Source organism: Bradyrhizobium sp. AC87j1 (assembly GCF_002936975.1).
GTDB classification, from domain to species: Bacteria; Pseudomonadota; Alphaproteobacteria; order Rhizobiales; family Xanthobacteraceae; genus Bradyrhizobium; species Bradyrhizobium shewense.
Window position 1 is genome coordinate 23,682 of record NZ_PTFE01000065.1, and the last position, 24,092, is coordinate 47,773.

The following is a 24,092-nucleotide window of genomic DNA, read 5'->3' on the forward strand; positions in this document are numbered from 1 at the left end:
TTGGAGTGGAAGGATGTCATGACAGTCTGGACCACACTCAAGAACGTCGTGGAGCACTGGGCGAGCCGCGAGTTGCGGCGCCCATATGTCGGTTATGTCGCATCGAGCGGTGGCAATGCGATGACAGCGGGACAGACCTTCCTGCCCGAAGCGAGCTATTTCGGCGTGCGCATGGTCGAAATGGGCTTGCGAGAGGGCGGCAAGTTTTTCAACTCGTTCCTTCCGCTCGGCGTCGTGCTCACCGAGTTCAGCTTCGGCGACGGGCGTCAGCGCCGACCCACGATCCTGAGCAATGACGAGATCGCCGCTCAGCTGAAGGCGGCCGGTGCCGCCCCGGGTTATGTCGACTTCAAGAATATCTACGCGGTCAGGCGCGCGCCCATGAAGCAGGACAATTTGTCCCTGTTCGTCGGGCTATTCCGCCTTCCGTTTCACGACGTCGCGCAACAGGTCCTGCAATTGGCCGCCGACCTGACCACACAGACCGGGCTCGCGCCGGGTGTTTCCGACGGGTTGCGTGTGGCTGAAAAGATCTACGACCGGGTCTCCGGCCTGTTCGGGCTCAACATCGTCACGCCCTTGTTCTCCTATGCCGACGGCAACGCGCTCGGCCGCAGCGGCTATCTCCTGGTTGCCGGTTCCGATCTCGACGAAGCGGTTGCCAAGCGACTGGTGGTGACCGACGACAGATTGCTGCTGGACGGTCAGCGTGTGTCCGGATTGGACTATTGCCTCCTGGCCATAGAGTTCACGGCCAGCCTGTTGCCTGAGGGGCCTGATACGATCAACCCTCTCACGCAGCTCGGATTTCATCGACACTGGCAGGGTGTTGCAAGCAGCATCATGAAGCGGGAGCTGGAGCGTGCGGACGAACAGATGCTGACGCTGCGCTCCGAGGTGATCACTTCGCCTGAACTCGCCGAGAACGATCGTCTCGTGGCCATCGGCGCCTACCAGACCAGCTACGACAAGCTCGTGGAGCGCGTGACGCCGAAAAATACTCACCGCGGCTGGGAAGAGGCACTCCTGGCCGCCCCCAACGACAAGACAATCGCCAACCCGGCCGTGACAGAGCTCCTGAAGGGCATGCAAATCCGCCTGCTCACCGGCATCAAGGACGCCCCTGATGATCCGGACAAGCTTTTTGCGTCCGAGGCGTTCGCACTGCGAAAGACAGTCGGCAAGGCCCCTCTGGTCGATACAAACTCCGCCGTCTCGCTGGCGCGCGTGATCAATCGCACCGCGAAAGCAAGGTGATGGCGCGAACGCCTGCTTTCACGCCTCTGCCAGACCGATGCGGCGACGCTAGGACACGATCGCGTTGGACCGTCCGACCGCATCCGTGACACCCCTCACATCGGTCCGCCCCGCGTCGTGACACGATTTCCCCCAGGTTCAGCCAATGGGGCGTGTCATGCGACTTCTTTGCAAGGGTATCTTTGCCGCGATCTCGGCCATCGCCCTGCTCTGCGGACAGGCAAATGCAGCTTCGACCAGCTTCGACGGCGCCTGGAACGTGCGGATCTCGTCCTCGAGCGAGACCTGCGGCAACGGCGCTACCGTCGCGATCGGCATCAACAATGGGCAGATTGCATCGACCAGCGCCGCGGTGACGGCATCGGGCCGTGTGGCGGACGCCGGAAGCATCAACGTCACCTTGAGCACCGGCATCAAGCGCGCCGTCGGCTTCGGCCGGCTCAGCGGCACCTCGGGCTCCGGCACCTGGCGCGGTGCGCTCTGCACGGGCACCTGGACGGCGGAACGGATGTAGGGCTTGTGTCCCGGACAAGCAGCAGCGCGAAGCGTTGCTGCGCCGAGCCGGGACCCAGCTTCCTTGCTCGTTCGGCAGTTCTGGGTCCCGGATCGGCGACGCATCGCCTTCGGGCGATGCGTCTTGTCCGGGACTCGAATGCCTCAACCCACCGCCGCCCCATACTCGGCGTCGGTCACCGGCTCCAGCCAGGTCGAGTAGACGCCGTCGAGCGCTTCCTGCATGGCGATGTGGCACATGCCGTTGGTCGGCGAGGCTCCGTGCCAGTGCAGCTCACCCGGCGGAATCCAGACGGTGTCGCCGGGACGGATCTCCCTGACAGGACCGCCCTTGGTCTGGACGCGGCCGACGCCGGAAATGACATACAGCGTCTGCCCGAGCGGATGGTGATGCCAGTTGGTGCGCGCCCCCGGCTCGAACGCGACGCGCGAGCAGTTCAGCCGTGCCGGCGCGGGCGCCATGATCACGGGATCCTGCCACACGGTGCCGGTGAAGTTTTCCTTGGGCGCGCGGCGGGTCGGTCGCGTGCCGGCAACAGTGATCTCCATGGGGGTCCTCGCTTCCGTTACTTCTTGCTGGCGGCGTAACGCGCCTTGGTTTCGGCGTTCATGGGATAGAGGCCCGGCAGCACCGCGCCATTGTTCACCTCGTTGACGATCCAGGCCTCCATCCGCTCCTGCTCGACGCCCTCGTTGAGCACGTGGTCGAGCATCGCCTGCGGGATCAGCACGCAGCCGTCCTGGTCGGCGACCACGATGTCGTTCGGGAACACCGCAACGCCGCCGCAGCCGATCGGCTCGCCCCAGCCGACGAAGGTCAGGCCGGCAACGGAGGGCGGCGCGGCATAGCCGTCGCACCACACCGGCAGGTTGGTGCCGAGCGTGCCCTCGACGTCACGCACGACGCCATCCGTGACGAGCGCGGTGACGCCGCGCTTCATCATGCGGGCACAGAGGATGTCGCCGAAGATGCCGGCATCGGTGATGCCCATGGCATCGACCACGGCGATGCAACCCTCGGGCATCGCCTCGATCGCGGTGCGGGTCGAGATCGGCGACGACCAGGATTCCGGCGTCGCCAGATCCTCGCGCGCGGGCACGAAGCGCAGCGTGAAGGCCGGCCCCACCAGACGCGGCAGGCCGGGGCGCAGCGGCCGCGCGCCCCGCATCCACACATTGCGCAGGCCCTTTTTCAGCAGGACCGTGGTGATGGTGGCAGTGGTGATGCCGGCGAGGATCTTGCGGGCTTCGGGGGACAGCGACATGGAAACAGACGAGCTCCGGATGGGCGGGAAAGAACGGGCGCATCTTGCGAGCCGGACGCTTTGCGTCAAGGGCCAAGAGCTATCAATAATGCAGGGCCGGTGGGCTGTTATGCGACGCGATAACAAAGCCTTATCGTGGCCTCCTGCATTAATTTATTGGACTTGCGGGCGCATTTACGCGAAGCAGGGGTGAGGCGGAACTTCGAGCCCGCTCCTGCAAAAGCCCGATTTCGACAGCTCTTCGACAGCTCAATGGCCGCGACGCTCCCCCCGCCCCGCCTTCTGCCCAGTGGCGACAGCGCCGTCACGGTCGAGTTCAGCCGCACCATCGACTACGACGCCAACCAGCGCGTGCTGGCGCTGGACAAGGCGCTCGCAGCAAATCCTATCGACGGCATCACCGAGACTGTGCCGACCTATCGCTCGCTGCTGGTGCACTACGATCCCGGCAGGATCGGTTTCGACACGCTCGGCGAAAAGCTGCTGCCGATCGCCATTCAGCCGCCGCCGCCGGTGACCAAGGCGCGGCGCTGGCGCGTCCCGGTCGCCTATGGCGGCGAGCATGGCATCGACCTCGAGGATGTCGCCAAGGCGCTGAACACCACGCCAGACGACATCGTCGCCCGGCATGCGGGCGGCGACTACAAGGTCGCCATGATCGGCTTCACGCCGGGCTGGTCCTATCTCAGCGGCCTCGACAAATCCCTGCACATGTCGCGCCGACAAAATCCGCGACTGTTGACGCCCGCCGGCACGATCTCAATCGGCGGCGTCCAGGCCGGGATCCAGTGCCTCGCCGCCCCCAGCGGCTGGCATCTGCTCGGCCGCACGCCTGTCAGAACCTATCAGCTCCACCGCAATCCGACCTTCCTCACCGAACCCGGTGACCGCGTGACGTTCTTCCCCATCGACCACAAGACCTTCGAGGAGCTGGACCGCGCTGCGGAAGCCGGAGAGATCGTCGCCGAGCAGGTGCTTGCATGAGCCGGCTCGTCGTCGCCAGCATCGGCCCCGCAAGCTCCGTGCAGGATGGCGGGCGCCTGGGGGCGCAGCGCTACGGCCTGACGGTGAGCGGTGCGATGGACCGGCTGTCGCTGGCGGCGGCGAATACGCTGGTCGGCAACGAGCCGTTCGCGGCCAGCGTCGAGATCGGCCCGTTCGGCGCCGCGTTCACCGCGCGCGATGGCGCCGTGCGCGTGGCGATTTCAGGCGCGCCGCGCAATGCGGACATCGCTGGAAACCCGGTCGCGATGGACACATCGGTGACGCTGAAGGACGGCGAGACGCTGACGTTGGGCTTTGCCCGCGGCGGCGCGTTTACGTATCTCGCCATCGAAGGCGCCATCAAAGGCGAGATGGTGTTCGGAAGTCTCGCGGTGAATGCCCGCGCCGGCCTCGGCAGCCCCTACCCGCGCCCGCTCCAGGCCGGCGACGAATTCAGCGTCAATGCCGCAAGCGGTGCGCCCGAATTGCGCATCGAGCTGCCCAAGCCCATGAGCGGTCCGATCCGCGTCGTGCTGGGTCCGCAGGACGACGAGTTCGACGACGCCAACAAGGCGCTGTTCCTGGGCAGCGAGTGGAAGATCTCGGCGACCTCCGACCGCATGGGCTACCGGCTCGAGGGCCCCGCCATCAAGCATCTGCACGGCCACAACATCGTCTCCGACGGCACCGTCAACGGCAGCATCCAGGTGCCCGGCAACGGCTCGCCGATCGCGTTGATGATGGACCGCGGCACCTCCGGCGGCTATCCAAAGATCGCAACCGTGATCACGGCCGATGTCGGCCGCCTCGCCCAGACCTCGGCGGGAACCGCGTTCCGCTTCAGGGCGCTCAGCATGGCCGAGGCGCAGGACGAGGCGAAGAAGTTCGCGCAACTGATCCGCAACCTGCCCGATCGCCTGCGCTCTGCCGACACCGTCGCGCTCAACATCGAGGCGCTCAGCGATGCCAACGTCGCGGGCTATGCTGTGAGCGCCATGGATGCCGGAACCTGGCAGGTGACGGCGGAGCCATAAACGACACGACGACCAGAGGCGGAGAGCAACCCATGAAGACGATCGATCTCAATTGCGACCTCGGCGAAGGTTTTGGCGCGTGGGAGATGGGCAACGACCCCGCGATGATCGAGCTGGCAAGCTCGGTCAACGTCGCCTGCGGCTTCCATGCCGGCGACCCCGACATCATGCGCCGGACGGTGGAACTGGCGAAGGCGCGCGGCGTCTCGGTCGGCGCCCATCCCGGATATCGCGACCTGCACGGTTTTGGCCGCCATCCGATCGCGGGCCTGAAGGCGTCCGAGATCGAGAACCTGGTCGCCTACCAGATCGGCGCATTGCAGGCGATTGCGACCGCGGCCGGCCACAGGGTCACGCATGTGAAGGCCCATGGCGCGCTCTCCAATGTCGCCTGCGAGGACGACATGACGGCGAAGGCGATCGCCGCCGGCATCAGGGCGGTCGATCCCAGCCTGATCTTCGTCGTGCTTGCCAACTCCAAGCTAGTGAGGGCTGGCGAAGACGCCAATCTGCCGATGGTCCACGAGGTGTTCGCCGACCGCGCCTATGAGGACGACGGCAACCTCGTCTCGCGCAAAAAGCCCGGCGCGGTGCTGCATGACGCCAAGGCGATCGCCGACCGCGTGGTGCGCATGGTGCAGGACGGCGCGGTGGTTTCGGTGACGGGCAAGGTGATCAAGATGCGCACGGACACGGTGTGCATCCACGGCGACACGCACGGCGCCGTCGAGATCGCGCGGACCTTGCGTCAGGCCCTGAAGGATGCGGGGATCGAAGTGGCGCCGTTCAAGCGCGGGTGATGCGCAATCGGTGCCGTAGGGTGGGCAAAGGCGCCTAGCGCCCTGCCCACGATCTCTGCATGATCGAGACAGGCGGTGGGCACGCTTCGCTTGCCCACCCTACGAGACCGAGCAAGATCTTAGAACGGGTGTATCGACAACGTGCCGAACACGATCGCCGCGATCACGGCAAACGCGCTGTAGAGCGCGAAATGATGCATGCTCGCCCCAGTCCGCCGCGAGAGCGAGCGCGCATAGAAATGCAGCCTGGCTTCCGCCGATAGTTCGCGCATGGTCGATCTCCAAGGCCCCATTTGCGGGATTATGAGGGATCAACCTGGGCGGGAGGCAAGATGCCGGAGGAAAAAGCGATGCGCCTCCTTTGAGGAGGCCGCATCGCAGAGGTAAATTCTCTCCAGGTACAGGTTCCGAGAATCTTATTCGTTCAAATCCGAGCCAGTTGGAACCGGCTCCGATGACGGTAGAGTGACGCTAGACTTAGTACACGTCAGCCTGGAAGCGGCCGGTCTTCTTGAGCTCGGCGACGAAACTGACGGCTTCGTCGGTCGAACGCGCGCCGAACTGGGCGACGATGTCGACCAGCGCGCGCTCGACATCCTTGGCCATGCGCTTGGCATCGCCGCAGATGTAGAGATGCGCGCCTTCGGCAAGCCAGGTCCACACCTCGCGGCCGACCTCGCGCATGCGGTCCTGCACATAGAACTTCTTCTCGCCGTCGCGCGACCAGGCCAGCGACATACGCGTCAGCAGCCCCGAGGTCTTCATCGCGTTGAGCTCCTCCTGGTAGAAGAAGTCGCAATCGCTGCGCTGATGGCCGAAGAACAGCCAGTTCTTGCCGGGCGCGCCGGTGGCCTTGCGGTCGAGCAGGAAGGCGCGGAACGGCGCAATGCCGGTGCCGGGGCCGATCATGATCACAGGCGTCTTCGGGTCCTGCGGCAGGCCGAAACCGTGCGCCTTCTGCACATAGACCTTGAGATTCTCGCCTTCGCCGATGCGCTCACCGAGGAAGGTCGAGGCGACACCGAGGCGCTTGCGCTTGCCGACGACGTAGCGCACGGAATCGACGGTCAGCGACAGCTTTCCGGGCGTCGCATTGTGCGAGGACGAGATCGAATAGAGCCGCGGCTGGAGCGGCTCCAGCGCTTCGACGAAGGCCTCCGGATGCGGCCGCGTCCCGGAAAACTTCTGCAGCGCCGCCATGACGTCCAGGGTGGCGGCATCGCCGTCGGGATCCTCGCCCTGCGCCAGCGCCCGCGCCTTCTCGCGCTGCGCGCCGCCGGTGATGAAGGAGATCAGCTCGAACAGCGTGTCGGGCGCCGGCGACAGCGAGACGTCGTCGATCAGCACCTCGCGCAGCGTCTTGCCGTTGACCTTGGTGGTGTGGGAGGCGCCGAGCAGCGCGATAATCTGGTCGACGAGGCCGACCTCGTTGCGCGCAAACACGCCAAAACTGTCGCCGACGACGTAGTCGAGCTTGCTCTCGGAGAGATCGAACTCGACGTGATAGGTCTCCTTCTCGGACTTGCCCTTGTTGAGAAGACGGCGCGACAGGAAAGTCGCGGCAACCGGATTGTCGCGCGAGCGGCCCGGCTCTGCGATCGTCACGGTCACGGCCGGCGCGGCCACCGCGTCCGTCTTGTCAGACGCCTTGGCCGCCGGAGCCTTGTCCAGCTCCTCATACAGCGACTTCAGCATCCGCGCGGTTTCCTTGCCGCCGGGAACGCAGAGATTGAGCCGGGCTTCGCTGCGGCCCGCGATCGCTTCCGAATAGTCGTGGCAATTGTAGCCGCACTGCCCGCAATCCTGCTGCGCCATCGCCGCCATCATCTTGCGACGCACCGGGCGACCCTCGGCGAGCTTCATGCGGTCGGCAATCGGCATGGTCTGGTCGTGCCACGGTGCTTCACCGTCGTCACCGTCACCGGCTGCGCCTTGCATGACGGCGGCGCCCTGCTCCGCCGACAGCGGCGCGGCGACATCAGGCGACAGCAGCCCGGCAAAGAAGCCGTTCAGCCAGGAGCGCTGCGCATCGGAAAACGGTGCGCTGGCGGGAATGATCTCGAGTTTCGGCGGAGGCGTGATCTGGTTCATGCGGACACCTGTGCATCGGCAAGCTTGCGCAGCGTTTCGCCGTCATGACGGCGCGCAAAGGACAGGAAGGTTTCGTCGGGCGACGAGCGATGGACGATATAGGCCTTGAGCAGTCCTTCGACCGTCTTCGGCGCGTCCTCGGCCTTGAGGTCGTGATAGACCTCCTGCCCGACATCGGCGTCGGGGCCGAACCCGCCACCCGTGAAGAGGTGATAGCCCTCGACCGTGTCGTCCTCGTTCACCGGCACGCGCGCACCGATCAGGCCGATGTCGCTGATGTAATGCTGTGCGCAGGAATGGTGGCAGCCGGTGACGTGGATGTTAACCGGCTTGTCCATGGCGACGCGCGGCTCGCACCAATCACCGATCTCGGCCGCGCTGCGCTTGGTGTTGGACGCCGCGAAACGGCAGCCGGCATTGCCGGTGCAGGCGATCAGGCCGGCACGGATGTGCGAGACCTCGACCGCGAGCCCGATCTGCTTGATCGCCGCGATGGCGAGTTCGACGTTCTCATCGCCCACCCCTGATATCAACAGGTTCTGCCAGACCGTGAGGCGGATATCGCCGTCGCCGAGGTCGCGCGAGACCTTGGCGAGGCCCCGCATCTGGTCACAGGTGAGCTTGCCGAGGGGCAGCGACACGCCGATCCAACTGAGGCCGTCCTGCTTCTGCTTGTGTACGCCGACATGCGCCATGCGGTCCGCCGCGGGCCGAGGCGCGAACGCCTCTTCCGGCACGCGCGTGAACGGCGTCTTCAGCCGTTCCTCGACGAGCTTCAGAAAGCCGTCATGGCCCATGGCGTCGAGCACGTATTTCAGCCGCGCCTTATTGCGGTTGGTGCGGTCGCCATGGTCGATGAACACGCGCACGATGGCGTCGGCGACGGCCGTCGCCTGCTCCGGCTTGACGATGATGCCGGAATATTTTGCAAAGTCCTTGTGGCCGGTGATGCCGCCGAGGCCGAGGCGGAACCAGATTCCGGGCTCGACGCCGAAGCCTTCCTTCACCTCATACGCCGTGAAGGCGATGTCGTTGGTCTCCTCGAGCACCGCGATCCTGCCGGCACCGTCGAAGGCGACGTTGAACTTGCGCGGCAAGCCGTAGAGCGAGCGATCGTTGAGGATGTGGTAGTGCCATTCGCGAGCATAGGGCCGCGTGTCGATGATTTCCTGCGGATCGACGCCCGCGGTCGGCGTGCCCGTCACGTTGCGGATGTTGTCGGCGCCGGAGCCGCGCGAGCACAGGCCGAGGTCCTGGATACCCTCGATCAGCTTCACGGCGTTCTTCGGCGGGATCTCGCGAAGCTGGAGATTGGCACGCGTCGTGACGTGGCTGTAGGGACCGCAGAGCTCGTCGGCGAGATCGGCAAGGCCCGACATCTGCCAATGCTTCATGATGCCGTTCGGAATCCGCAGGCGGCTCATGTAGGAGTCCTGCGTCGGCGCGACATAGAAGATGCCGTAATAGCGCCAGCGGAAATTATCCGCCGGGCTCGGCGGCGTGTTGTCGAGCGCTTGCTGGCGAAGCCGCGGATAAGCATCGAAGGGATGCTCGTCGCGCTTGAACTTCTCCTGGTCGGCGAGCTTCTTGCCCGACGCGATCACCTTGTCCTGCGCCTTGATGTGCAAGGCATCGGGACCAACAGGCTCGGCGTTCGCCTTGCCGGCGCTGCCTCCACCGCCGAGACCACGACCGACCCGGCTGATCTGCAGACCGGTCGTAAAACCTTCGAGATAGCGTTTCTGCTCGTCGGTAAAGTCGACTGCGAGCGTATCGATTTTCATGGTCGGTAACGAAGCTCCTGCGGCCACCTGGGTGGCATCGACGGACATTGGCGCGACCCGCGAGGAACTGGGCTGGCCCTTAGGAGCCGGCTTCGTTACCCGACGGTCCGATCAGCTTCGTTGCTGCGGGACTCGGCTCAGCAGGCACCTGTGACAAGCTGGCCGCACTGCAACATTCAAGTTGCGTGCCAGCTTGGCCAAAATGGAAATGTCCCTATTTCAGATGCTTAGGCGCTCCCCGGGAAATCCCGGGCGGCGCACTCTAACGAAATTCGGGCAGCCGGACCAAACTTTGGGCAATGAGATGGATTGCCTAAAAAAGGCGCAGTCTCGAATCAGGCCTTCCAACGCCCGACCTCGAAGGCCTCGAGATGTCCCCGGATGTTGTCGGGATCGAAGACGGGCCCGGCGAATGCCCCGAACGCGGCGGGAGCCTGCTCGGGCGGCCGGCGGCCGAGGGCCGCATCGTAGAGGTCGGGCCTGAACACGGCCATCGCCGTCTTGACGCCCTCCGGATTGAGCGCCGTCTGCCCCCAACGCACCATCTGCGCATAGAGCCAGGCGGCCTGGACCGGATCGGGCCGCCCCGCCTCTTCCCGCCCCACCAGGAGATAGCGGCCGCTTTCGCGCACCTCGCCCTCGGGCGAGATCTTCAGGCGGCCGACGAGCGAGCGCTGGATCACCTCGGCATCGACACCGATCCGCTCGGGCTGCGCCAGGATCTGTGCCGCCTCGGTCAGGTTCGCAGGGCTCTCGATGAACTCGGCGGCCTTCACCGCTGCGCGCACCAGCGCAGCGACCACATCCGGATTCTTGTCGGCCCAGGTCTGGCGCACCGCGAGCACCTTCTCCGCCGCGCGCACCAGAATGTCGGAGACGAAATGCAGGATGTGACCGATGCCGAGATCGACCGCAATCGAATTCCAGGGCGCGCCGACGCAGAACGCATCGACATGGCCGCTCTTGAGGCTGTCGACCATGTAGGGCGGCGGCAGCACCACGAGGCGCACGTCCTCGTCGGGATCGACGCCGGCCGCCGCCATCCAGAACCGAAGCTGATAATTGTGGGTCGAGAACGGAAAGGTCATGCCGAAGGTCAGCGGTTCGGCACCTAGCTTGCGCCGCTTGGCAACCACCTTCGCCAGCGCCTTCGCCGTGGCCATCGGATCAAAACGGTCGCCGTCGATCTCCTCCATCAGCGCGGCATGAAGCGCCGGCGACACCGTAATCGCGTTGCCGTTGATGCCGAGACTGAAGGGCGCGGCGATCGGCACCTTGACGTGACCGAGCCCGAGCGAGGACGCGATCGCCACGGGCGCGAGCAGATGAGCCGCGTCGAACAGGCCGATATTGAGCTTGTCGCGGACGTTGGACCAGGAGACCTCGCGCACGAGCTCGATCTCGAGCCCTTCGGCGGCGGCAAATCCCTTGTCGACGGCGACGATCAGCGCGGCGGCATCGACCAGCGGGATGAACCCGATGCGGAGGGGAGCAGTCATTTCAGCATCTCCGACGCGGTGATGATCGACTGCGCGATCTCGCCGATTTTCTTCTTCTCGCGCATCGCGGTGGAGCGCAGCAGCACGTAGGCCTCGTCCTCGGTGAGGCCCTTCACCTTCATCAGGATGCCCTTGGCGCGTTCGATGATCTTACGGTCCTCGAGCTGCGACTTGGTGCGCTCGAGCTCCTCCTGGAGCTTGGCAAAGGCGTTGAAGCGGGACACGCAGAGGTCGAGGATCGGCTTGATGCGCTCCTTCTTCAGTCCGTCGACAATGTAGGCGGATACCCCCGCCTCGACCGAGGCCTGGATCGAGGCTGAATCGCTCTGGTCGACGAACATCGCGATCGGCCGCTTCACGGCGCGGCTGACCTGGAACATCGCCTCCAGCACGTCGCGGCTGGGGTTTTCGAGATCGATCAGGATGATATCGGGGTCGACCGCATAAATACGGGCGAGCAGGCTCTGCATCTCGCGGATATGGACCACTTGCGTGAATCCGGCCTCCCGCAATCCTTCCTCCAGGATCGCAGCGCGGATCGGGCTTTCGTCGACGATCACGATTTTGGGCGACTGTTCGGCGCTCATAGCTCACTCACGACAGGTGATTCATCCATAGCACGCCGGAACGCCCTGCAAAGGGTTGTAATTGTGGGCAATTGGGACTAGCTCAGGCCGGTCAATCAGGCAGATCAGATATGGATCAGACGGCTGCGCCCAAGGTCAGCTTCGTGTCGCTCGGGTGCTCCTGAGACAACGAATGTAGACTTTTCGAGCCGCGCTGCTCCCCAAAGAAAAAGCCGCCCGAAGGCGGCTGTCATCTGGGCTTGTGCCGTCACGGAATCTTCGCGCCAACGATCATCTTGTCGAGAAGTGGCACGGCAGCCAGCACCGCCGTCTCGTTGAGGCCGGAGACCGCTAGCCGCACGACGTAAGAATTGCCGTCCTTGTCGAGATCGGCGTAATGCGCGATTACTTCGATCGGCTGGTCCTTCAGGGACGGATTGTCGTAGCGGTTGATGATGACCTTCGGGTTGACCGAGGGAAGCGTGGTGATCTTGGCATTTTTGCCGGATGTCGCCGTCCAATCCCGATCGCTGGCTGCGACCCATTGAACCAATTCGGTCCGATCCTTGTTGTAGCGGCCTTCGGCATAGATGATTGATTTTGCTTTTCCGAATTTCCTCCCGTTAGGCACGAACATTGAGGCGCCATACTTGAGACTCGCGGCCTCGTCCCTCGCCCACCCATCAGGTGCTTTCACGCGTGGCCTGAATTCCGGACACAATCGTTCTTGCCGATCGCAGACGTGGATGATCTTGTCGACTTCAGCTCGCGCCGGAAACATCGCGCCATAAGAAAGGGTAACGAAAGCCAAGCCGAAGATGAAACGGCGCATCGCAATTAAGCTCCGTGGATTGAAGCAAATCAGAACAACAACCAAAACGGGTATGTTCGACCAATTCACCTCGGATCCTCCACTCGCTCGATCCCGAATGAGTTTCCAGATTAGGAACCCTCAGTCAGTCCATACCGTCCTAGTGACTGGCCGATCACGCCAAATACGCGCGAGCACTGCTTTAGTATCGCGCCGCATACGTTAGTTATTGAATTTCGCCATCGGTTCAATTACTTGGATCGCAAATCCAGACAATTCAGATAGGCTCCAGGCGATTATATGGACAGAGCGCCGCGCATTTCATTCACATCACTCGGGTGTCCCAAGGCATTGGTGGATTCCGAGCGCATCATCACGCGCCTGCGCGCGGAGGGTTACGAGCTCGCCCGCAAGCATGACGGGGCCGATATCGTCATCGTCAACACCTGCGGCTTCCTCGACAGCGCCAAGCAGGAATCGCTTTCGGCGATCGGCGAGGCCATGGCCGAGAACGGCAAGGTCATCGTGACCGGCTGCATGGGCGCGGAACCCGAGCAGATCGAGCAGGCCTATCCCGGCGTGCTCTCGATCACCGGTCCGCAGCAATATGAAAGCGTGCTCGACGCCGTGCACCGCGCGCTGCCGCCCGCCCACAATCCGCATATGGATCTGGTGCCGCCGCAGGGCATCAAGCTGACGCCGCGCCACTACGCCTATTTGAAGATCTCCGAAGGCTGCAACAACCGCTGCACCTTCTGCATCATTCCCAAGCTGCGCGGCGACCTCGTCTCGCGCCCGGCCAATGACGTGCTGCGCGAGGCCGAGCGCCTGGTCGGCGCCGGCGTGAAAGAGCTGCTGGTGATCTCGCAGGACACCTCGGCCTATGGCGTCGATCTCAAATATGCCGAGAGCCCGTGGAAGGACCGCCAGGTCCGCGCCAAATTCCTCGATCTCGCGCGCGAGCTCGGCGAGCTCGGCGCATGGGTCCGGCTGCAATATGTCTACCCCTACCCGCATGTCGACGAGGTCATCGCGCTGATGAATGAGGGCAAGGTGCTGCCCTATCTCGACATCCCGTTCCAGCATGCGAGCCCGGAGGTGCTGAAGGCGATGAAGCGTCCGGCGGCGCAGGACAAGACGCTGGCGCGGATCAAGCGCTGGCGCGAGGAATGTCCCGATCTTGCCTTGCGCTCGACCTTCATCGTCGGCTTCCCCGGTGAGACCGACGCCGATTTTGCCTATCTGCTCGACTGGCTGGATGAGGCCGAGATCGATCGGCTCGGCTGCTTCAAATACGAGCCGGTTGCGGGCGCGACATCGAACGCGATCGAGAACCCAGTGCCGGAAGAGGTCAAGCAGGAGCGCTACAACGCGCTGATGGCCCGGCAGCAGAAGATCTCCGCGCGCAGGCTGAGGCGCAAGGTCGGCACGCGCCAGCAGATCATCATCGACGAGGTCGGCCCGACCGTCGCCAAGGGCCGCTCCAAGGCCGATGCGCCGGAGATCGACGGCGCGGTGTACCTGACGAGCCGCCGCCCGTTGCGCGTCGGCGAGATCGTCACCGCCAAGATCGAGCGCGCCGACCAGTATGATCTGCACGGCAGCGTCGCGGGGTTCTGACGGCGGTCGCCAACGGCCTTTAGTCCACGATCGCCCGGTAAACGCCATCCTTGCCGAAATGATAAAGACGCTTTCCGCGGCCCTGCAATCGGCCGGGCGGGCGGCCCGAGCCGTCGGGCATCAACAGGCGTGCTCGCCTGACAAGGATAGTCCCGTCTCGATCCAATCGTCCGATGTAGGCCACATCGGGTGGATCGTCATATTGCCCTGAAAACAGAATCTCCGCCTCGGACATTGCGAACGCGTGGCAGCCGCGAAGCTTCGTGCGCTTCGAGGTCAATTGAAAGTCCGCGCTTATCCTGCAGATCGGGAAATCCGGGTAGGAGAAAATGACAGCCTCCGCTCCGGACACATTCAGCGCGTAGCAATCATAAATCGCCGGGCCCGCATCGTTCGGAAACTCCCAGATCTTCTCCCCAACAGCCGAGAAGCAGACCAGCCCGGCCTGCCCGACCGGCGCCGGGCCCGGATGCCCCCATCCATAATTTCCAAAAATGCCCTCGTCGAAATACCCCACCCAGATCCGGCCGCGGCCGCCCAGTACGGGGATCAAAGACGACTCCGTTCAGATCGTAGTCCTTCGCGCCCCGCCAGTTGCACCTTGTACCGGCCAGCAGGAGGCGGCCGTCGGGAAACATGTCCACCTTCGGAAACGCGATATCGAGTGGCGGCAAGTCGATCGACTGGACCGACCCGACGTTTTCCCGCAGGAGTCGAAATCGCTTTAGACCGTCCATTCTTGCTCGCGGAAGCGAGCCGATACCACCATGATCGCTCTCGAACACGGCGTCACGTCCGGCGTCCTCGACGTACAAGAACAGCAGCGATTCGCCCGCAACCCCGCTCGCGGCAAGCGAGAAACCGGGAAACGTCGGCGCAGCGCCAATCCTCTCGAACTGTATTGATCTGATCAACTGTGCCCCTGGTACCACCGAACTGCCTGAGGCAGCATCACCAAGCGCGCGCCGGGCGCAAGTGCGAAGTCGCGATTAGGCTTACGCCAGCCATTTCGGCACCGAGCGTTCCGGACGCCGGGGCAAGGCGTGCGGGAGGCCGCAATGCCCAGGCTGCCAAGCAGACGGAATGTTTGGCGCAAGTCCGTTACGTCGCGTCTCCCGACGTCTGCTGTCCGTCCTGCGCGGCGAACACCTCCTTGGCCGCGAACAGCCCGTTCAGCGCCGCCGGGAACCCCGCATAGACGGCCATCTGCATCATGATCTCCACGATCTCGTCGCGAGAAAGCCCGACGTTCAGCCCCGCCTCGATATGCACTTTGAGCTGAGGCGCGGCATTTCCGAGTGCCGTCAGCGCGGCGATCGTCGCGATCTCTCGATCGCGCAGGCCGAGATCCGGGCGGCAGTAGATGTCGCCGAAGGGAAACTCGATCACGTAGCGTGCGAAATCCGGAGCGATGTCGGCGAGTGAGGCGACGACCTTTTCGCCGGCCTTGCCGTCAATGCGTGACAGGGCCCGCTGGCCGCGATCGAAGCGGCTTTCGGCGTGTGTTGGGGCGTGCGTCATTTTCCTTCGTCCTCTGTTCGTCGCCGGCGTAGCCGGCGATCTTGGTATCAAGGACGAGCAGGCATTCCTGGAGTTCGGCAATCTGCGTGCGAACCTGTTCTCGATGGATTTCCAGCATCTGCCGCCGGGCTGGCCCAGTGGCGTCGCCGTCGTCACGAAGCGCCGCGTAACGCAACATGTCCCGGATTGGCATTCCGGTGGTCTTGAGCCGACCGAGGAATTCGATCCATGTGAGGATTGATGCGTCAAAATCACGTTGACCGGAGCGATCCCGGTCAGCGTATGGAAGCAGCCCGATGCGCTCATAGTAGCGCAGCGTGTGAGTCGACAAGCCGGTTCGTCTTGCAAGGTCGCCGATCTTCATTTGTGCCCGTTCTCGTACTGACGCACGTACAGATACCCCTTCGAGCGCGCTCTAAGTCAAGGGGGTTCGAAAGGTGCCGTTCCCGCGAGGTCAAGCAAGAGTTACAACGCACTGATGGTGCGACAGCGGAAGGTCTCGGCGTACCGACTGCACGGCAGCGCCGCGGAATTCCGAGGCTTCAGGCTTCCGTCAGCCATTTCGGCACCCAGCGCTCCGGGCGCGGGGCGCGGGTGAGATCGGCCTGCGCTTCGGACAAGGTCGCCGGCTCGCCGGCGATGGTCGGGCGCACGTCGTACTCGAAATTCGGCATGACGCGGCCGTCGGCATAGAGCCCAAAATTCATCGCGTACCACAGGCCAAGCTCGGGCTGGGCGCGGCGCATCTCCTCGCGCAGGTCGCGCAGCAGGGATTCGATCGAGGCGGCTTCCTCGAACGGCTGTGGTCCGTGCGAGAGCACGCACGCCTCGTATTGCTTGCCGACGATCGCGATCTCGAATCTCGTCCGGTCCCAGGGCTTCTTGCCCTTGGGCAGATGGGCAGCCAGCCGCCAGCCGAGCTCGGCCATCAGGCGGTGATTGGCCCAGTAATCTTCGCGATCCCGGCTCCATTTTTCCATGAAGCCGCGGAAATCGGGCAGTTCCGACGAATTGTCGTCGGGCGTCGCCGGCTCGCCGAGCGGCCGTCCGGCCAGCCATTGCGCGAGCTCGACCGTCTGCGGCTCGACCTCGTCATGCGGCTTGAGATCGCTCCAGGCATTGTCGAATTGTTGCGATGTCAGTTTGGCGAGCAGGCCGTCGAGGCTCGGCGCCAGCAATTCGTAGTCGCCCTCCGATCCCAGTCCCACGATCGGCGGATTGTCGCGGTCGAGACCGGCGCCGTACCAGCCGCCGACGGCCGAGCCGTCCGGCAGCCGCATGAACAGCGAAAACCTGTCCCGCAAGGGACTGCCGTCGGTGATCGGCGCGTGATCCGAGAATTGCCCCTGCAGCGAGAAGCAGCCGACGCTGCCCCAGGGACGCCCCTTGAGCCAGGTGGCAAAGTCGACAAGCAGCGGCGGCGCTTCGATACCCGGCGGAAATGCGCCGCGAATGCTGTCGAGGTCGATGGGATAAGGCGTATCGGACAAGGCTGAAAACTGTCTGGTTGGTCCCGTCCCCCTTGGTCTCGCCCGAATTGCGTCCGGTTCGAACCAAGTCGCGTCCTTCGATCACAAACGCGCTAGAGGCGCAATGGTTTCGACGCGGTCGCAAATGGAATACGACGAAACATCAGCAATTTGGTTCAAGCTGTCGGCCATCGGCCTTACGATGGCCCTGCTCGCGCTATCCGCCCCCGCTGCGGCGCGATCCCCCTCAGCCGCACAGCTGCGCCAATGGTGCTATGAGGACGACGACGCGGGCCGCGAGGAGCAGCGCATCGAGGGCTGCTCGGCCGTGCTCAAGGCCAATCCCAAAGATGTGCATGCGCTCGCCAATCGCGGCGAGATGCTTCGGCGAAAGGGTGACGCCGCGCGTGCGCTGGTGGACTTCGACCGTGCGATCGAGCTCAATCCTCGGCATTCCGACCTCTGGTACAACAGGGGGATTGCCCATGACGATCTCGGCGAGAAAGATCACGCCATTGCCGACTACACGCGCGCCATCCGGCTGAACGCCCGCGACCCGCTCTACTACAACAACCGCGGCAACTCCCTCATCGACAAGAACGACTACGAGCGCGCAATCGTCGACTACGATCAGGCCATCAAGCTCGACCCGAAATTCGCGCTGGCCTATTTCAACCGCGGCACCGCTTATCGCAACCACGGCGAGGACGAGCGCGGGCTTGCGGATTTCGATCTCTCGATCAAGTTCAACCCGAACTACGGCCCGGCTTACGGCAACCGCGCACGCGTCTACCGCGATCGCGGCGACCGGGTCCGCGCGCTGGCTGACTTCGCCAAGTCGCTGCAGCTCAGCCCGAACAACGACCGCGATTTCTATGCGCGCGCGAACATGTATTTCGATGCGCACGATTATGCGCTGGCGCTGGAGGATTACGATCGGTCGATCAAGGCCAATGCGAGCGATCCCGGCGCATTCAATTCGCGCTGCATGACGCGCGCGATCCTCGGCCGTCTGCAGGAGGCGCTGGCCGACTGCGATCAGTCGCTGAAGATGGCCCCCAACGATCCCTATACGCTGGACAGCCGAGCCCTCACCTACCTCAAGCTCGGCAATCTCGACGCGGCGATTGCGGACTACGACGCGGCACTGAGCACCAAGCCCGCGTACGACAGCTCGCTCTACGGCCGTGGGCTCGCAAAGCGGAAGAAGGGCGACAACGAAGGCGCCGAGCGCGACATCGCGGCAGCGAAAGCGATCAACGCTGGGATCGCCGATGAGTTCGCACATTACGGCGTCGAGTAAGCCTCTTGGGCAACGAAGATGGACCTGATCGATGCACGCCAGGCGGGTGGTTTGCAAAAAAACGACCGCTTGACAAGCCCTGCCATTCGGCTGTAGGGACCCGCCCCATGATCAATTCCCGGACCAACCTGCGCACCGAAATGCTCCGTCGTCGCTCCCGCGACGATGAGAGGGTGCGCCATGTCCGACGACGCCGCTGAACCACTGAATTCAGCTGAAGTTTTCGAGAAGGCCGCACCCGCAAGGTGCGGCCTTTCTGCTTTTTGCGCCCGTTTTCCACCCGCCTCCAGAGGAGTTCGACATGACCACGCATCCGTATGACGCGCTGATGGACATCACCGCACGGCCCAAGGCCGTGTTCGTCCGCGGTGCGGGCTCCTACCTCTGGGACGATGGCCGCAAGCGCTATCTCGATTTCGTGCAGGGCTGGGCCGTGAACTGCCTCGGCCACTCCCCGTCCGTGATCGCCGACGCGCTTTCCGCACAGGCCAGGCGGCTGCTGACGCCGAGCCCGGCCTTCTACAACGAGCCGAGCCTGAAGCTTGCCGAAGCGCTGGTCGCGAACAGCGCCTTCGACCAGGTGTTCTTTGCCAATTCCGGCGCGGAAGCCAACGAGGGCGCGATCAAGCTCGCGCGCAAATATGGCACCCTGCACAAAGGCGGCGCGTTCGAGATCATCAGCTTCGAAGGCGGCTTCCATGGCCGAACGCTGGCGACGATGTCGGCCTCGGGCAAGAAGGCGTTCGAGCCGCTGTTCGAGCCGAAGGTCGCAGGCTTCAAGAAGGCGAAGCTCAACGACATCGCCTCGGTCGAGAGCTTGATCAATGACAACACCGTCGCGGTCATGCTCGAACCGATCCAGGGTGAATCAGGCGTGTGGCCAGCGACCGATCAGTTCCTGCAAGCGCTGCGCGCGCTCACCCAGGCGCATGGCCTACTGCTGATCTTCGACGAGATCCAGACCGGCATGGGCCGGACCGGAAAACTCTTCCACTACGAGCACACCGGGATTGCGCCCGACATCATGACGCTCGGCAAGGGCATCGGCGGCGGCGTGCCGCTCGCCGCCTTGCTTGCCACCGAACATGCCTCCTGCTTCGAGCACGGCGACCAGGGCGGCACGTTCAACGGCAACCCGATCATGTGCGCGGCGGGGCTCGCGGTGCTCGAGGAGGTCAGCAAGCCCGACTTCCTGAAACAGGTCACCGAGACCGGCCTGCTGCTCGAAAGCGAGCTGCAGAAGGTCTCGGCCCGGCACGGGCTCGGCGGCGTGCGGGGACGCGGGCTGCTGCTCGCGCTCGACCTCAAGCTGCCGATCGCGCCCGGCATCGTCGCGCAGGCGTTCGAGGAAGGCGTGCTTCTCAACGCGCCGCAGCTCGACACGCTGCGCTTCATGCCGGCGCTGAACGTCACGAGGGCAGAGATCGCCGAGATGATCGATTGTCTCGACGGGATCTTGACCAAGGCCGGCGCAGCACGGCGCGTGGCGTAAGGCGAGTTTCGGGCCCCCGAGGCAGCGCCGTAGGGTGGGCAAAGCGGAGCGTGCCCACCACTCAGAAATGGTGGGCACGGCGCAAGTGCGCCTTTGCCCACCCTACGAGAGCCGTGTCGGCCCTTACGGCAATATCGGTGAACCTACGGCTTCAAAATCGAAGCCCCCGTGGTCTTGCGGCTCTCGAGATCGATATGCGCCTTCGCGGCATCCTTCAGCGCGTAGGCGTGGTTGATCGGCACGTGCAGCTTGCCGTTGATGACGGCGGCGAACAGCGTGTCGGCGCCTTCGAGCAGCTCCTTGCGCGTGCCGACGTAATCGTTGAGCTTCGGCCGCGTCGCAAACAGCGAGCCGTGATTGTTGAGCTCGGCGATCGAGAACTGCGGCACCGGGCCGGAGGCGTTGCCGAAGGAGACGAACATGCCGCGCGGCTTCAGGCAGGACAGCGAGCCCGGGAAGGTCGCCTTGCCGACGCCGTCATAGACGACGTCGCAGCCTTCGTTGCGGCTGATCTGCTTGACGCGCGCGACGAAGTCCTCCTCGTTGTAGAGGATGACGTGATCGCAGCCATTGGCCTCGGCGAGCTCGGCCTTTTCGCGTGAGCCGACCGTGCCGATGACGTGGGCTCCGAGCGCCCTCGCCCATTGGCAGGCCAAGAGGCCGATGCCGCCGGCCGCGGCATGGATCAGCACGCGGTGATGCGGCTCGACCTTGAAGGTCTTGTGCAGGAGATACCAGACGGTCAGGCCCTTGAGCATCAGCACGGCGCCCTGCTCGTGGGTGATGTGATCGGGCAGCTTGACCAGCTTCTCCCAGGGAAGATTGCGCTCGCCGGTATAGGCTCCGAGATTGTGGTAGTAGGCGACGCGATCGCCGGGATGGAAATGCGTCACGCCGGGCCCGACGGCGATGACCTCGCCCGAGGCCTCGTTGCCGGCAATGAAGGGCAGCCCCGGCGCCTTGTAGAGGCCGGTGCGGTAATAGACGTCGATGAAGTTCAGGCCGACCGCATGCTGGCGGATGCGCACCTCGCCGGGGCCGGGCGCCGGGACATCGACGCTCTCGTAGACCAGGGCTTCGGGGCCTCCAACCTTGTGCACACGGACCGCTTTGGTCATCACCTGACCTCCTCTTCTCAAAGGCCAGCGAAAGACATCGCGCCCGCCTTGTCAACTCGATGTAGCTGAAACGTCTAAACCGACGACTTGCTGGTCTTCCTGCGGTTGCGCTTGGCCAGCACGTTGAAGAATTCGACGGCCGCCGAGAACGCAATTGCAAAATAGATGTAGCCGCGCGGAATGTGGAATTGGAATCCGTCCGCGACCAGCGCGACGCCGATCAGCACAAGGAAGGCCAGCGCCAGCATTTTCGTGGTCGGATGCTCCGCGACGAAGCGCGACACCGGGCCCGACGAAATGTACATGATCAGGCAGGCGATCACGACCGCCGCGACCATGATCTCGATGTCCTGCGCCATGCCGATCGCGGTGATGATCGAATCCAGCGAGAACACGATGTCGATGACGATGATCTGGATGATCACCCAGAAGAAGGCGCTGCCGCCGGATTTCTGATCGCCCTCGCCGTCATCGGCCTCGACCTCGGCGTGGATCTCGTGCGTCGCCTTCGCGATCAGGAACAGGCCGCCGCCGATCAGGATGAGGTCGCGCCAGGAGAAGTCCGAACCCTTGAATGAAAAGACCGGCGCGGTCAGGCCGATCAGCCAGACCAGGACGCTGAGCAGCATGATGCGGAAGACCAGCGCGAGAGCGAGTCCGATCTTGCGGGCGCGGTCCGCCTGCTGCTGGGGGATGCGCGAGACGATCACCGACAGGAAGATGACGTTGTCGATGCCGAGCACGATCTCGAGCGCGGTCAGGGTGAGCAACGCGGCCCAGGCTTCGGGACTGGTCAACAGATGCATCATGCGAAGGATCTTACCAATCGTATTAATGCATCGCTGAAGCTGATCCAGAGCGCGATCGCGCAGAGCGCGACGGTGACGCCGGCGCCGACGCGGAAATCCATCTCCAGCACGTAGAGGGCGAGCAGCGCCCAGATCGCGATCAGCGACATCGTCAGCCAGCGCAGCCGCACGACGCGGACCGGATGCAGCACGTGGAATGGCACGAAGGTCAGCACGACGAGCGCGGCCACCAGCAGCGTCGACCACAGCGGCGGCCAGTGCAGCAGGAACAGATAGAACGCAGCCGCATTCCACAGTGCCGGGAATCCGCGGAAATGATTGTCGTCCGCCTTCATGCGCAGATCGGCGAAATATAGTGCGCTGGTGACGATGATGGCGACGCCGAGCAAGGGAGCCGCGACCGGCAGCAGCAGGCCGCTCGCCACGATCGCGTAGGCCGGCACGAAGACATAGGTGACGAAGTCGACCACGAGATCGAGCACGTCGCCCGACCAGTTCGGCTGCACGTTCTTGACGTCGAGCCGGCGCGCGATCGGCCCGTCGATCGCGTCGATGATCAGGGCGAGGCCCAGCCATTGAAACATCGCCGCCCAGTGCTCGCGCACGGCCTCCAGCATCGCCAATAGCGCGATCGCCGCGCCGAACGCGGTAAAGATGTGCACCGAGAAGGCCGCGGCGCGGATCGCCGGTTTCGGCTTCAGGGAATCCTGCTGGGTATCCATGGCTTCTGCTATCAGAATGAGGCCGGTTTGCACATCCGCCATTGCGGCGCCCGGTCGCACAATCCGTCATAAAATCAGGCACGATCAGCGGGCTTGAATTTGCCGCGGAGCGTGTCATTTGTCGTTCCATGACAGACGCATCGACACTCCATGACGCCGCCGTGATCGGCGGCGGACCGGCCGGACTTGCCGCAGCGATCGCGCTGGCGCAGGCGGGTGCCCGGACCGCACTGGTGGCGCGGCGCGTTCCCTATGCCGACAATCGCACCACCGCGCTGCTCGGCGCCTCCGTCGAGCTGTTGGAGACGCTCGACGTATGGTCCCGCTGCAGGGACAAGGCCGCCGCTCTGGAGGTCATGCGCCTCGTCGACGACACCGGCCGGCTGTTCCGCGCGCCGGAGGTCCGGTTCTCCTGTCACGAAATCGCGCTCGACGCCTTCGGCTACAATATCGACAACCGCTCGCTGATGCTGGCGCTGGAAGCGCGTGCGGCTGAGCTGCCCAATCTCGTCCGTTTCGACGACGAGGCCGAAAGCGTCGTCATCGAAGCCGACGACGTCGCGGTCCGCACGGCCTCCGCGCAATTTCTCTCGGCCCGCCTGGTGGTCGGCGCCGACGGCCGGCATTCGCTGTGCCGCGAGGCCGCCGGGGTCGAGGTGACGCGGCGCGCGCTGAACCAGACCGCACTGACCTTCAACGTCGGTCACACGCGGCCGCATCGCAATGTCTCGACCGAGTTCCACACGCCGCACGGTCCCTGCGTGTTCGTGCCGCTGCCCGGCGACCGCTCCAGCATCGTCTGGGTCTCGGCGCCTGCGGAGGCGGAGCGGCTCCGCGGCCTCAGCGATGCCGAGCTGTCGAACGCGGTCGAGAAGCAGTCGCATTCGATCCTGGGACGCATGACGGTCGAGCCCGGCCGCAACCTGTTCCCGCTCGCGATCGAACGTCCGAAATCCTTCGGCCGCGACCGCATCGCGCTCGTGGGCGAAGCCGCCCATGTGGTTCCGCCGATCGGCGCCCAGGGCCTCAATCTCGGCCTGCGCGATGCCGCCGACATTGCCAGGCTGGCGGGCGAGGTCATCGCAGCCGGCCAGGATCCCGGCGCGCCCGACGTGCTCAAGCGCTACGACCGCGCGCGGCGTCCTGACGTTTTGAGCCGCACCTTTGCGATCGACATCGCCAACCGCTCGCTGCTCAACGATTTCCTGCCGCTTCAGCCGGTCCGTGCCGTCGGCATGCACCTGCTCGGCGCCATCGGCCCGCTCCGGCGTTTTGCCATGCGCGAAGGCCTGACGCCGACATGGCGAAGGTAGTTCTCAGGCGCGATAGCGCGCGATGAATTGGATTAAGTTCGATCGAGCCGCGGGCTCGGTGCAACCTCTCCCGCTTGCGGGGGAGGTCGGCGCGAAGCGCCGGGTGGGGGCTCTCTCCTTT

At 64.3% G+C, this 24,092-nt stretch carries 25 protein-coding genes; 10 read left to right on the plus strand and 15 right to left on the minus strand.

Annotated features, from left to right (window positions below; genetic code table 11):
- Positions 1-18 precede the first annotated feature (18 nt).
- The gene (locus tag CV770_RS27700) at positions 19-1,257 is read left to right on the plus strand and encodes a hypothetical protein (RefSeq protein ID WP_146101368.1); all 1,239 of its coding nucleotides are present in this window, start codon (positions 19-21) and stop codon (positions 1,255-1,257) included.
- Positions 1,258-1,414: 157 nt separating this feature from the next.
- A complete protein-coding gene (locus CV770_RS27705; protein ID WP_091963561.1) occupies positions 1,415-1,771 on the plus strand; it encodes a hypothetical protein in 357 nt (118 codons plus the stop codon).
- A gap of 143 nt (positions 1,772-1,914) precedes the next feature.
- Here the strand turns inward: CV770_RS27705 and CV770_RS27710 are convergent, their stop codons facing one another.
- Positions 1,915-2,319, minus strand: a complete 405-nt coding sequence (locus tag CV770_RS27710; protein WP_027542853.1) for a (R)-mandelonitrile lyase — start codon at positions 2,317-2,319, stop codon at positions 1,915-1,917.
- A 17-nt stretch (positions 2,320-2,336) separates the two neighbouring features.
- Positions 2,337-3,035, minus strand: a complete 699-nt coding sequence (locus CV770_RS27715) for a ribonuclease activity regulator RraA (RefSeq protein WP_104464621.1) — start codon at positions 3,033-3,035, stop codon at positions 2,337-2,339.
- Positions 3,036-3,287: 252 nt separating this feature from the next.
- Between CV770_RS27715 and pxpB the strand changes: the two genes are divergently transcribed.
- Genes pxpB through CV770_RS27730 form a run of 3 tightly spaced genes read left to right on the plus strand, consistent with a single transcriptional unit; the run spans position 3,288 to position 5,853 of the window.
- A complete protein-coding gene (gene pxpB, locus CV770_RS27720; protein WP_104464622.1) occupies positions 3,288-4,019 on the plus strand; it encodes a 5-oxoprolinase subunit PxpB in 732 nt (243 codons plus the stop codon).
- The gene (locus tag CV770_RS27725; protein WP_104464623.1) at positions 4,016-5,053 is read left to right on the plus strand and encodes a 5-oxoprolinase subunit C family protein; all 1,038 of its coding nucleotides are present in this window, start codon (positions 4,016-4,018) and stop codon (positions 5,051-5,053) included. Before pxpB ends, CV770_RS27725 begins: the two co-directional genes overlap by 4 nt.
- Positions 5,054-5,085: 32 nt before the next feature.
- Complete coding sequence (locus tag CV770_RS27730; protein WP_104464624.1) at positions 5,086-5,853, plus strand: LamB/YcsF family protein; 768 nt, start codon at positions 5,086-5,088, stop codon at positions 5,851-5,853.
- Positions 5,854-5,972: 119 nt separating this feature from the next.
- Here the strand turns inward: CV770_RS27730 and CV770_RS27735 are convergent, their stop codons facing one another.
- The 6 genes from CV770_RS27735 to CV770_RS27760 form a co-directional block, all read right to left on the minus strand.
- Entirely contained in the window at positions 5,973-6,125 is a 153-nt protein-coding gene (locus CV770_RS27735) for a hypothetical protein (protein ID WP_165637618.1), read from the minus strand.
- Between the two features lie 205 nt (positions 6,126-6,330).
- Positions 6,331-7,944, minus strand: coding sequence for a sulfite reductase subunit alpha (locus CV770_RS27740; RefSeq protein ID WP_104464626.1), 1,614 nt, complete (start codon positions 7,942-7,944; stop codon positions 6,331-6,333).
- On the minus strand, positions 7,941-9,728 hold the full coding sequence (locus CV770_RS27745; RefSeq protein ID WP_201760072.1) for a NirA family protein: 1,788 nt from the start codon (positions 9,726-9,728) through the stop codon (positions 7,941-7,943). The genes CV770_RS27740 and CV770_RS27745 overlap by 4 nt, the downstream gene beginning before the upstream one ends.
- Before the next feature lie 335 nt (positions 9,729-10,063).
- Entirely contained in the window at positions 10,064-11,227 is a 1,164-nt protein-coding gene (locus CV770_RS27750; RefSeq protein WP_104464628.1) for a CmpA/NrtA family ABC transporter substrate-binding protein, read from the minus strand.
- On the minus strand, positions 11,224-11,814 hold the full coding sequence (locus CV770_RS27755; RefSeq protein ID WP_008564898.1) for an ANTAR domain-containing response regulator: 591 nt from the start codon (positions 11,812-11,814) through the stop codon (positions 11,224-11,226). Before CV770_RS27755 ends, CV770_RS27750 begins: the two co-directional genes overlap by 4 nt.
- A 247-nt stretch (positions 11,815-12,061) precedes the next feature.
- Entirely contained in the window at positions 12,062-12,625 is a 564-nt protein-coding gene (locus CV770_RS27760) for a hypothetical protein (protein WP_104464629.1), read from the minus strand.
- A gap of 279 nt (positions 12,626-12,904) precedes the next feature.
- Between CV770_RS27760 and rimO the strand changes: the two genes are divergently transcribed.
- Positions 12,905-14,224 (plus strand): 30S ribosomal protein S12 methylthiotransferase RimO, encoded by a 1,320-nt coding sequence (rimO, locus tag CV770_RS27765; RefSeq protein ID WP_104464630.1) that lies wholly within the window; start codon positions 12,905-12,907, stop codon positions 14,222-14,224.
- Between the two features lie 19 nt (positions 14,225-14,243).
- On the opposite strand, the gene CV770_RS27770 is transcribed toward rimO, so the two are convergent.
- Positions 14,244-14,777: a YxiH-YxzG fusion protein gene (locus tag CV770_RS27770; RefSeq protein ID WP_245453878.1), complete on the minus strand. Its 534-nt coding sequence runs from the start codon at positions 14,775-14,777 to the stop codon at positions 14,244-14,246.
- 214 nt (positions 14,778-14,991) lie between these two features.
- Here CV770_RS27770 and CV770_RS42780 point away from each other — a divergent pair, with 214 nt between their 5' ends.
- On the plus strand, positions 14,992-15,129 hold the full coding sequence (locus tag CV770_RS42780; protein WP_201760073.1) for a hypothetical protein: 138 nt from the start codon (positions 14,992-14,994) through the stop codon (positions 15,127-15,129).
- 196 nt (positions 15,130-15,325) lie between these two features.
- Here CV770_RS42780 and CV770_RS27775 read toward each other — a convergent pair whose 3' ends face one another.
- The 3 genes from CV770_RS27775 to CV770_RS27785 form a co-directional block, all read right to left on the minus strand.
- On the minus strand, positions 15,326-15,745 hold the full coding sequence (locus CV770_RS27775) for a carboxymuconolactone decarboxylase family protein (RefSeq protein ID WP_104464631.1): 420 nt from the start codon (positions 15,743-15,745) through the stop codon (positions 15,326-15,328).
- Positions 15,678-16,109: a MerR family transcriptional regulator gene (locus CV770_RS27780; RefSeq protein WP_091963536.1), complete on the minus strand. Its 432-nt coding sequence runs from the start codon at positions 16,107-16,109 to the stop codon at positions 15,678-15,680. The genes CV770_RS27775 and CV770_RS27780 overlap by 68 nt, the downstream gene beginning before the upstream one ends.
- A gap of 178 nt (positions 16,110-16,287) precedes the next feature.
- Positions 16,288-17,235, minus strand: a complete 948-nt coding sequence (locus CV770_RS27785) for a hypothetical protein (protein ID WP_091963533.1) — start codon at positions 17,233-17,235, stop codon at positions 16,288-16,290.
- 124 nt (positions 17,236-17,359) lie between these two features.
- Between CV770_RS27785 and CV770_RS27790 the strand changes: the two genes are divergently transcribed.
- Together CV770_RS27790 and CV770_RS27795 are read left to right on the plus strand one after the other, a co-directional pair.
- Positions 17,360-18,517 carry a tetratricopeptide repeat protein gene (locus CV770_RS27790; RefSeq protein WP_245453879.1) on the plus strand — a complete coding sequence of 386 codons (1,158 nt, stop codon included), beginning with the start codon at positions 17,360-17,362 and terminating at the stop codon, positions 18,515-18,517.
- Positions 18,518-18,818: 301 nt separating this feature from the next.
- Positions 18,819-20,009 carry an acetylornithine transaminase gene (locus tag CV770_RS27795; RefSeq protein ID WP_104464633.1) on the plus strand — a complete coding sequence of 397 codons (1,191 nt, stop codon included), beginning with the start codon at positions 18,819-18,821 and terminating at the stop codon, positions 20,007-20,009.
- 143 nt (positions 20,010-20,152) lie between these two features.
- On the opposite strand, the gene CV770_RS27800 is transcribed toward CV770_RS27795, so the two are convergent.
- The 3 genes from CV770_RS27800 to pcsA all read right to left on the minus strand — a co-directional run bounded on the left by CV770_RS27800 (position 20,153) and on the right by pcsA (position 22,700).
- Positions 20,153-21,127: a quinone oxidoreductase family protein gene (locus CV770_RS27800; RefSeq protein WP_091963524.1), complete on the minus strand. Its 975-nt coding sequence runs from the start codon at positions 21,125-21,127 to the stop codon at positions 20,153-20,155.
- Between the two features lie 74 nt (positions 21,128-21,201).
- Positions 21,202-21,936 (minus strand): TerC family protein, encoded by a 735-nt coding sequence (locus CV770_RS27805; RefSeq protein ID WP_091963521.1) that lies wholly within the window; start codon positions 21,934-21,936, stop codon positions 21,202-21,204.
- Positions 21,933-22,700, minus strand: coding sequence for a phosphatidylcholine synthase (gene pcsA / locus CV770_RS27810; RefSeq protein ID WP_104464634.1), 768 nt, complete (start codon positions 22,698-22,700; stop codon positions 21,933-21,935). The genes CV770_RS27805 and pcsA overlap by 4 nt, the downstream gene beginning before the upstream one ends.
- Positions 22,701-22,786: 86 nt before the next feature.
- Here pcsA and CV770_RS27815 point away from each other — a divergent pair, with 86 nt between their 5' ends.
- Positions 22,787-23,971: a UbiH/UbiF family hydroxylase gene (locus tag CV770_RS27815; protein ID WP_104464635.1), complete on the plus strand. Its 1,185-nt coding sequence runs from the start codon at positions 22,787-22,789 to the stop codon at positions 23,969-23,971.
- Positions 23,972-24,092 lie beyond the last annotated feature (121 nt).

Bases quoted from the DNA above. Each gene is read 5' to 3' on its own strand.
- CV770_RS27700 (WP_146101368.1), top strand. From the start codon at position 19: ATGACAGTCTGGACCACACTCAAGAACGTCGTGGAGCACTGGGCGAGC.
- CV770_RS27705 (WP_091963561.1), top strand. From the start codon at position 1,415: ATGCGACTTCTTTGCAAGGGTATCTTTGCCGCGATCTCGGCCATCGCC.
- CV770_RS27710 (WP_027542853.1), bottom strand. From the start codon at position 2,319: ATGGAGATCACTGTTGCCGGCACGCGACCGACCCGCCGCGCGCCCAAG.
- CV770_RS27715 (WP_104464621.1), bottom strand. From the start codon at position 3,035: ATGTCGCTGTCCCCCGAAGCCCGCAAGATCCTCGCCGGCATCACCACT.
- pxpB (WP_104464622.1), top strand. From the start codon at position 3,288: ATGGCCGCGACGCTCCCCCCGCCCCGCCTTCTGCCCAGTGGCGACAGC.
- CV770_RS27725 (WP_104464623.1), top strand. From the start codon at position 4,016: ATGAGCCGGCTCGTCGTCGCCAGCATCGGCCCCGCAAGCTCCGTGCAG.
- CV770_RS27730 (WP_104464624.1), top strand. From the start codon at position 5,086: ATGAAGACGATCGATCTCAATTGCGACCTCGGCGAAGGTTTTGGCGCG.
- CV770_RS27735 (WP_165637618.1), bottom strand. From the start codon at position 6,125: ATGCGCGAACTATCGGCGGAAGCCAGGCTGCATTTCTATGCGCGCTCG.
- CV770_RS27740 (WP_104464626.1), bottom strand. From the start codon at position 7,944: ATGAACCAGATCACGCCTCCGCCGAAACTCGAGATCATTCCCGCCAGC.
- CV770_RS27745 (WP_201760072.1), bottom strand. From the start codon at position 9,728: ATGAAAATCGATACGCTCGCAGTCGACTTTACCGACGAGCAGAAACGC.
- CV770_RS27750 (WP_104464628.1), bottom strand. From the start codon at position 11,227: ATGACTGCTCCCCTCCGCATCGGGTTCATCCCGCTGGTCGATGCCGCC.
- CV770_RS27755 (WP_008564898.1), bottom strand. From the start codon at position 11,814: ATGAGCGCCGAACAGTCGCCCAAAATCGTGATCGTCGACGAAAGCCCG.
- CV770_RS27760 (WP_104464629.1), bottom strand. From the start codon at position 12,625: ATGCGCCGTTTCATCTTCGGCTTGGCTTTCGTTACCCTTTCTTATGGC.
- rimO (WP_104464630.1), top strand. From the start codon at position 12,905: ATGGACAGAGCGCCGCGCATTTCATTCACATCACTCGGGTGTCCCAAG.
- CV770_RS42780 (WP_201760073.1), top strand. From the start codon at position 14,992: ATGATCGCTCTCGAACACGGCGTCACGTCCGGCGTCCTCGACGTACAA.
- CV770_RS27775 (WP_104464631.1), bottom strand. From the start codon at position 15,745: ATGACGCACGCCCCAACACACGCCGAAAGCCGCTTCGATCGCGGCCAG.
- CV770_RS27780 (WP_091963536.1), bottom strand. From the start codon at position 16,109: ATGAAGATCGGCGACCTTGCAAGACGAACCGGCTTGTCGACTCACACG.
- CV770_RS27790 (WP_245453879.1), top strand. From the start codon at position 17,360: ATGGAATACGACGAAACATCAGCAATTTGGTTCAAGCTGTCGGCCATC.
- CV770_RS27795 (WP_104464633.1), top strand. From the start codon at position 18,819: ATGACCACGCATCCGTATGACGCGCTGATGGACATCACCGCACGGCCC.
- CV770_RS27800 (WP_091963524.1), bottom strand. From the start codon at position 21,127: ATGACCAAAGCGGTCCGTGTGCACAAGGTTGGAGGCCCCGAAGCCCTG.
- CV770_RS27805 (WP_091963521.1), bottom strand. From the start codon at position 21,936: ATGATGCATCTGTTGACCAGTCCCGAAGCCTGGGCCGCGTTGCTCACC.
- pcsA (WP_104464634.1), bottom strand. From the start codon at position 22,700: ATGGCGGATGTGCAAACCGGCCTCATTCTGATAGCAGAAGCCATGGAT.
- CV770_RS27815 (WP_104464635.1), top strand. From the start codon at position 22,787: ATGACAGACGCATCGACACTCCATGACGCCGCCGTGATCGGCGGCGGA.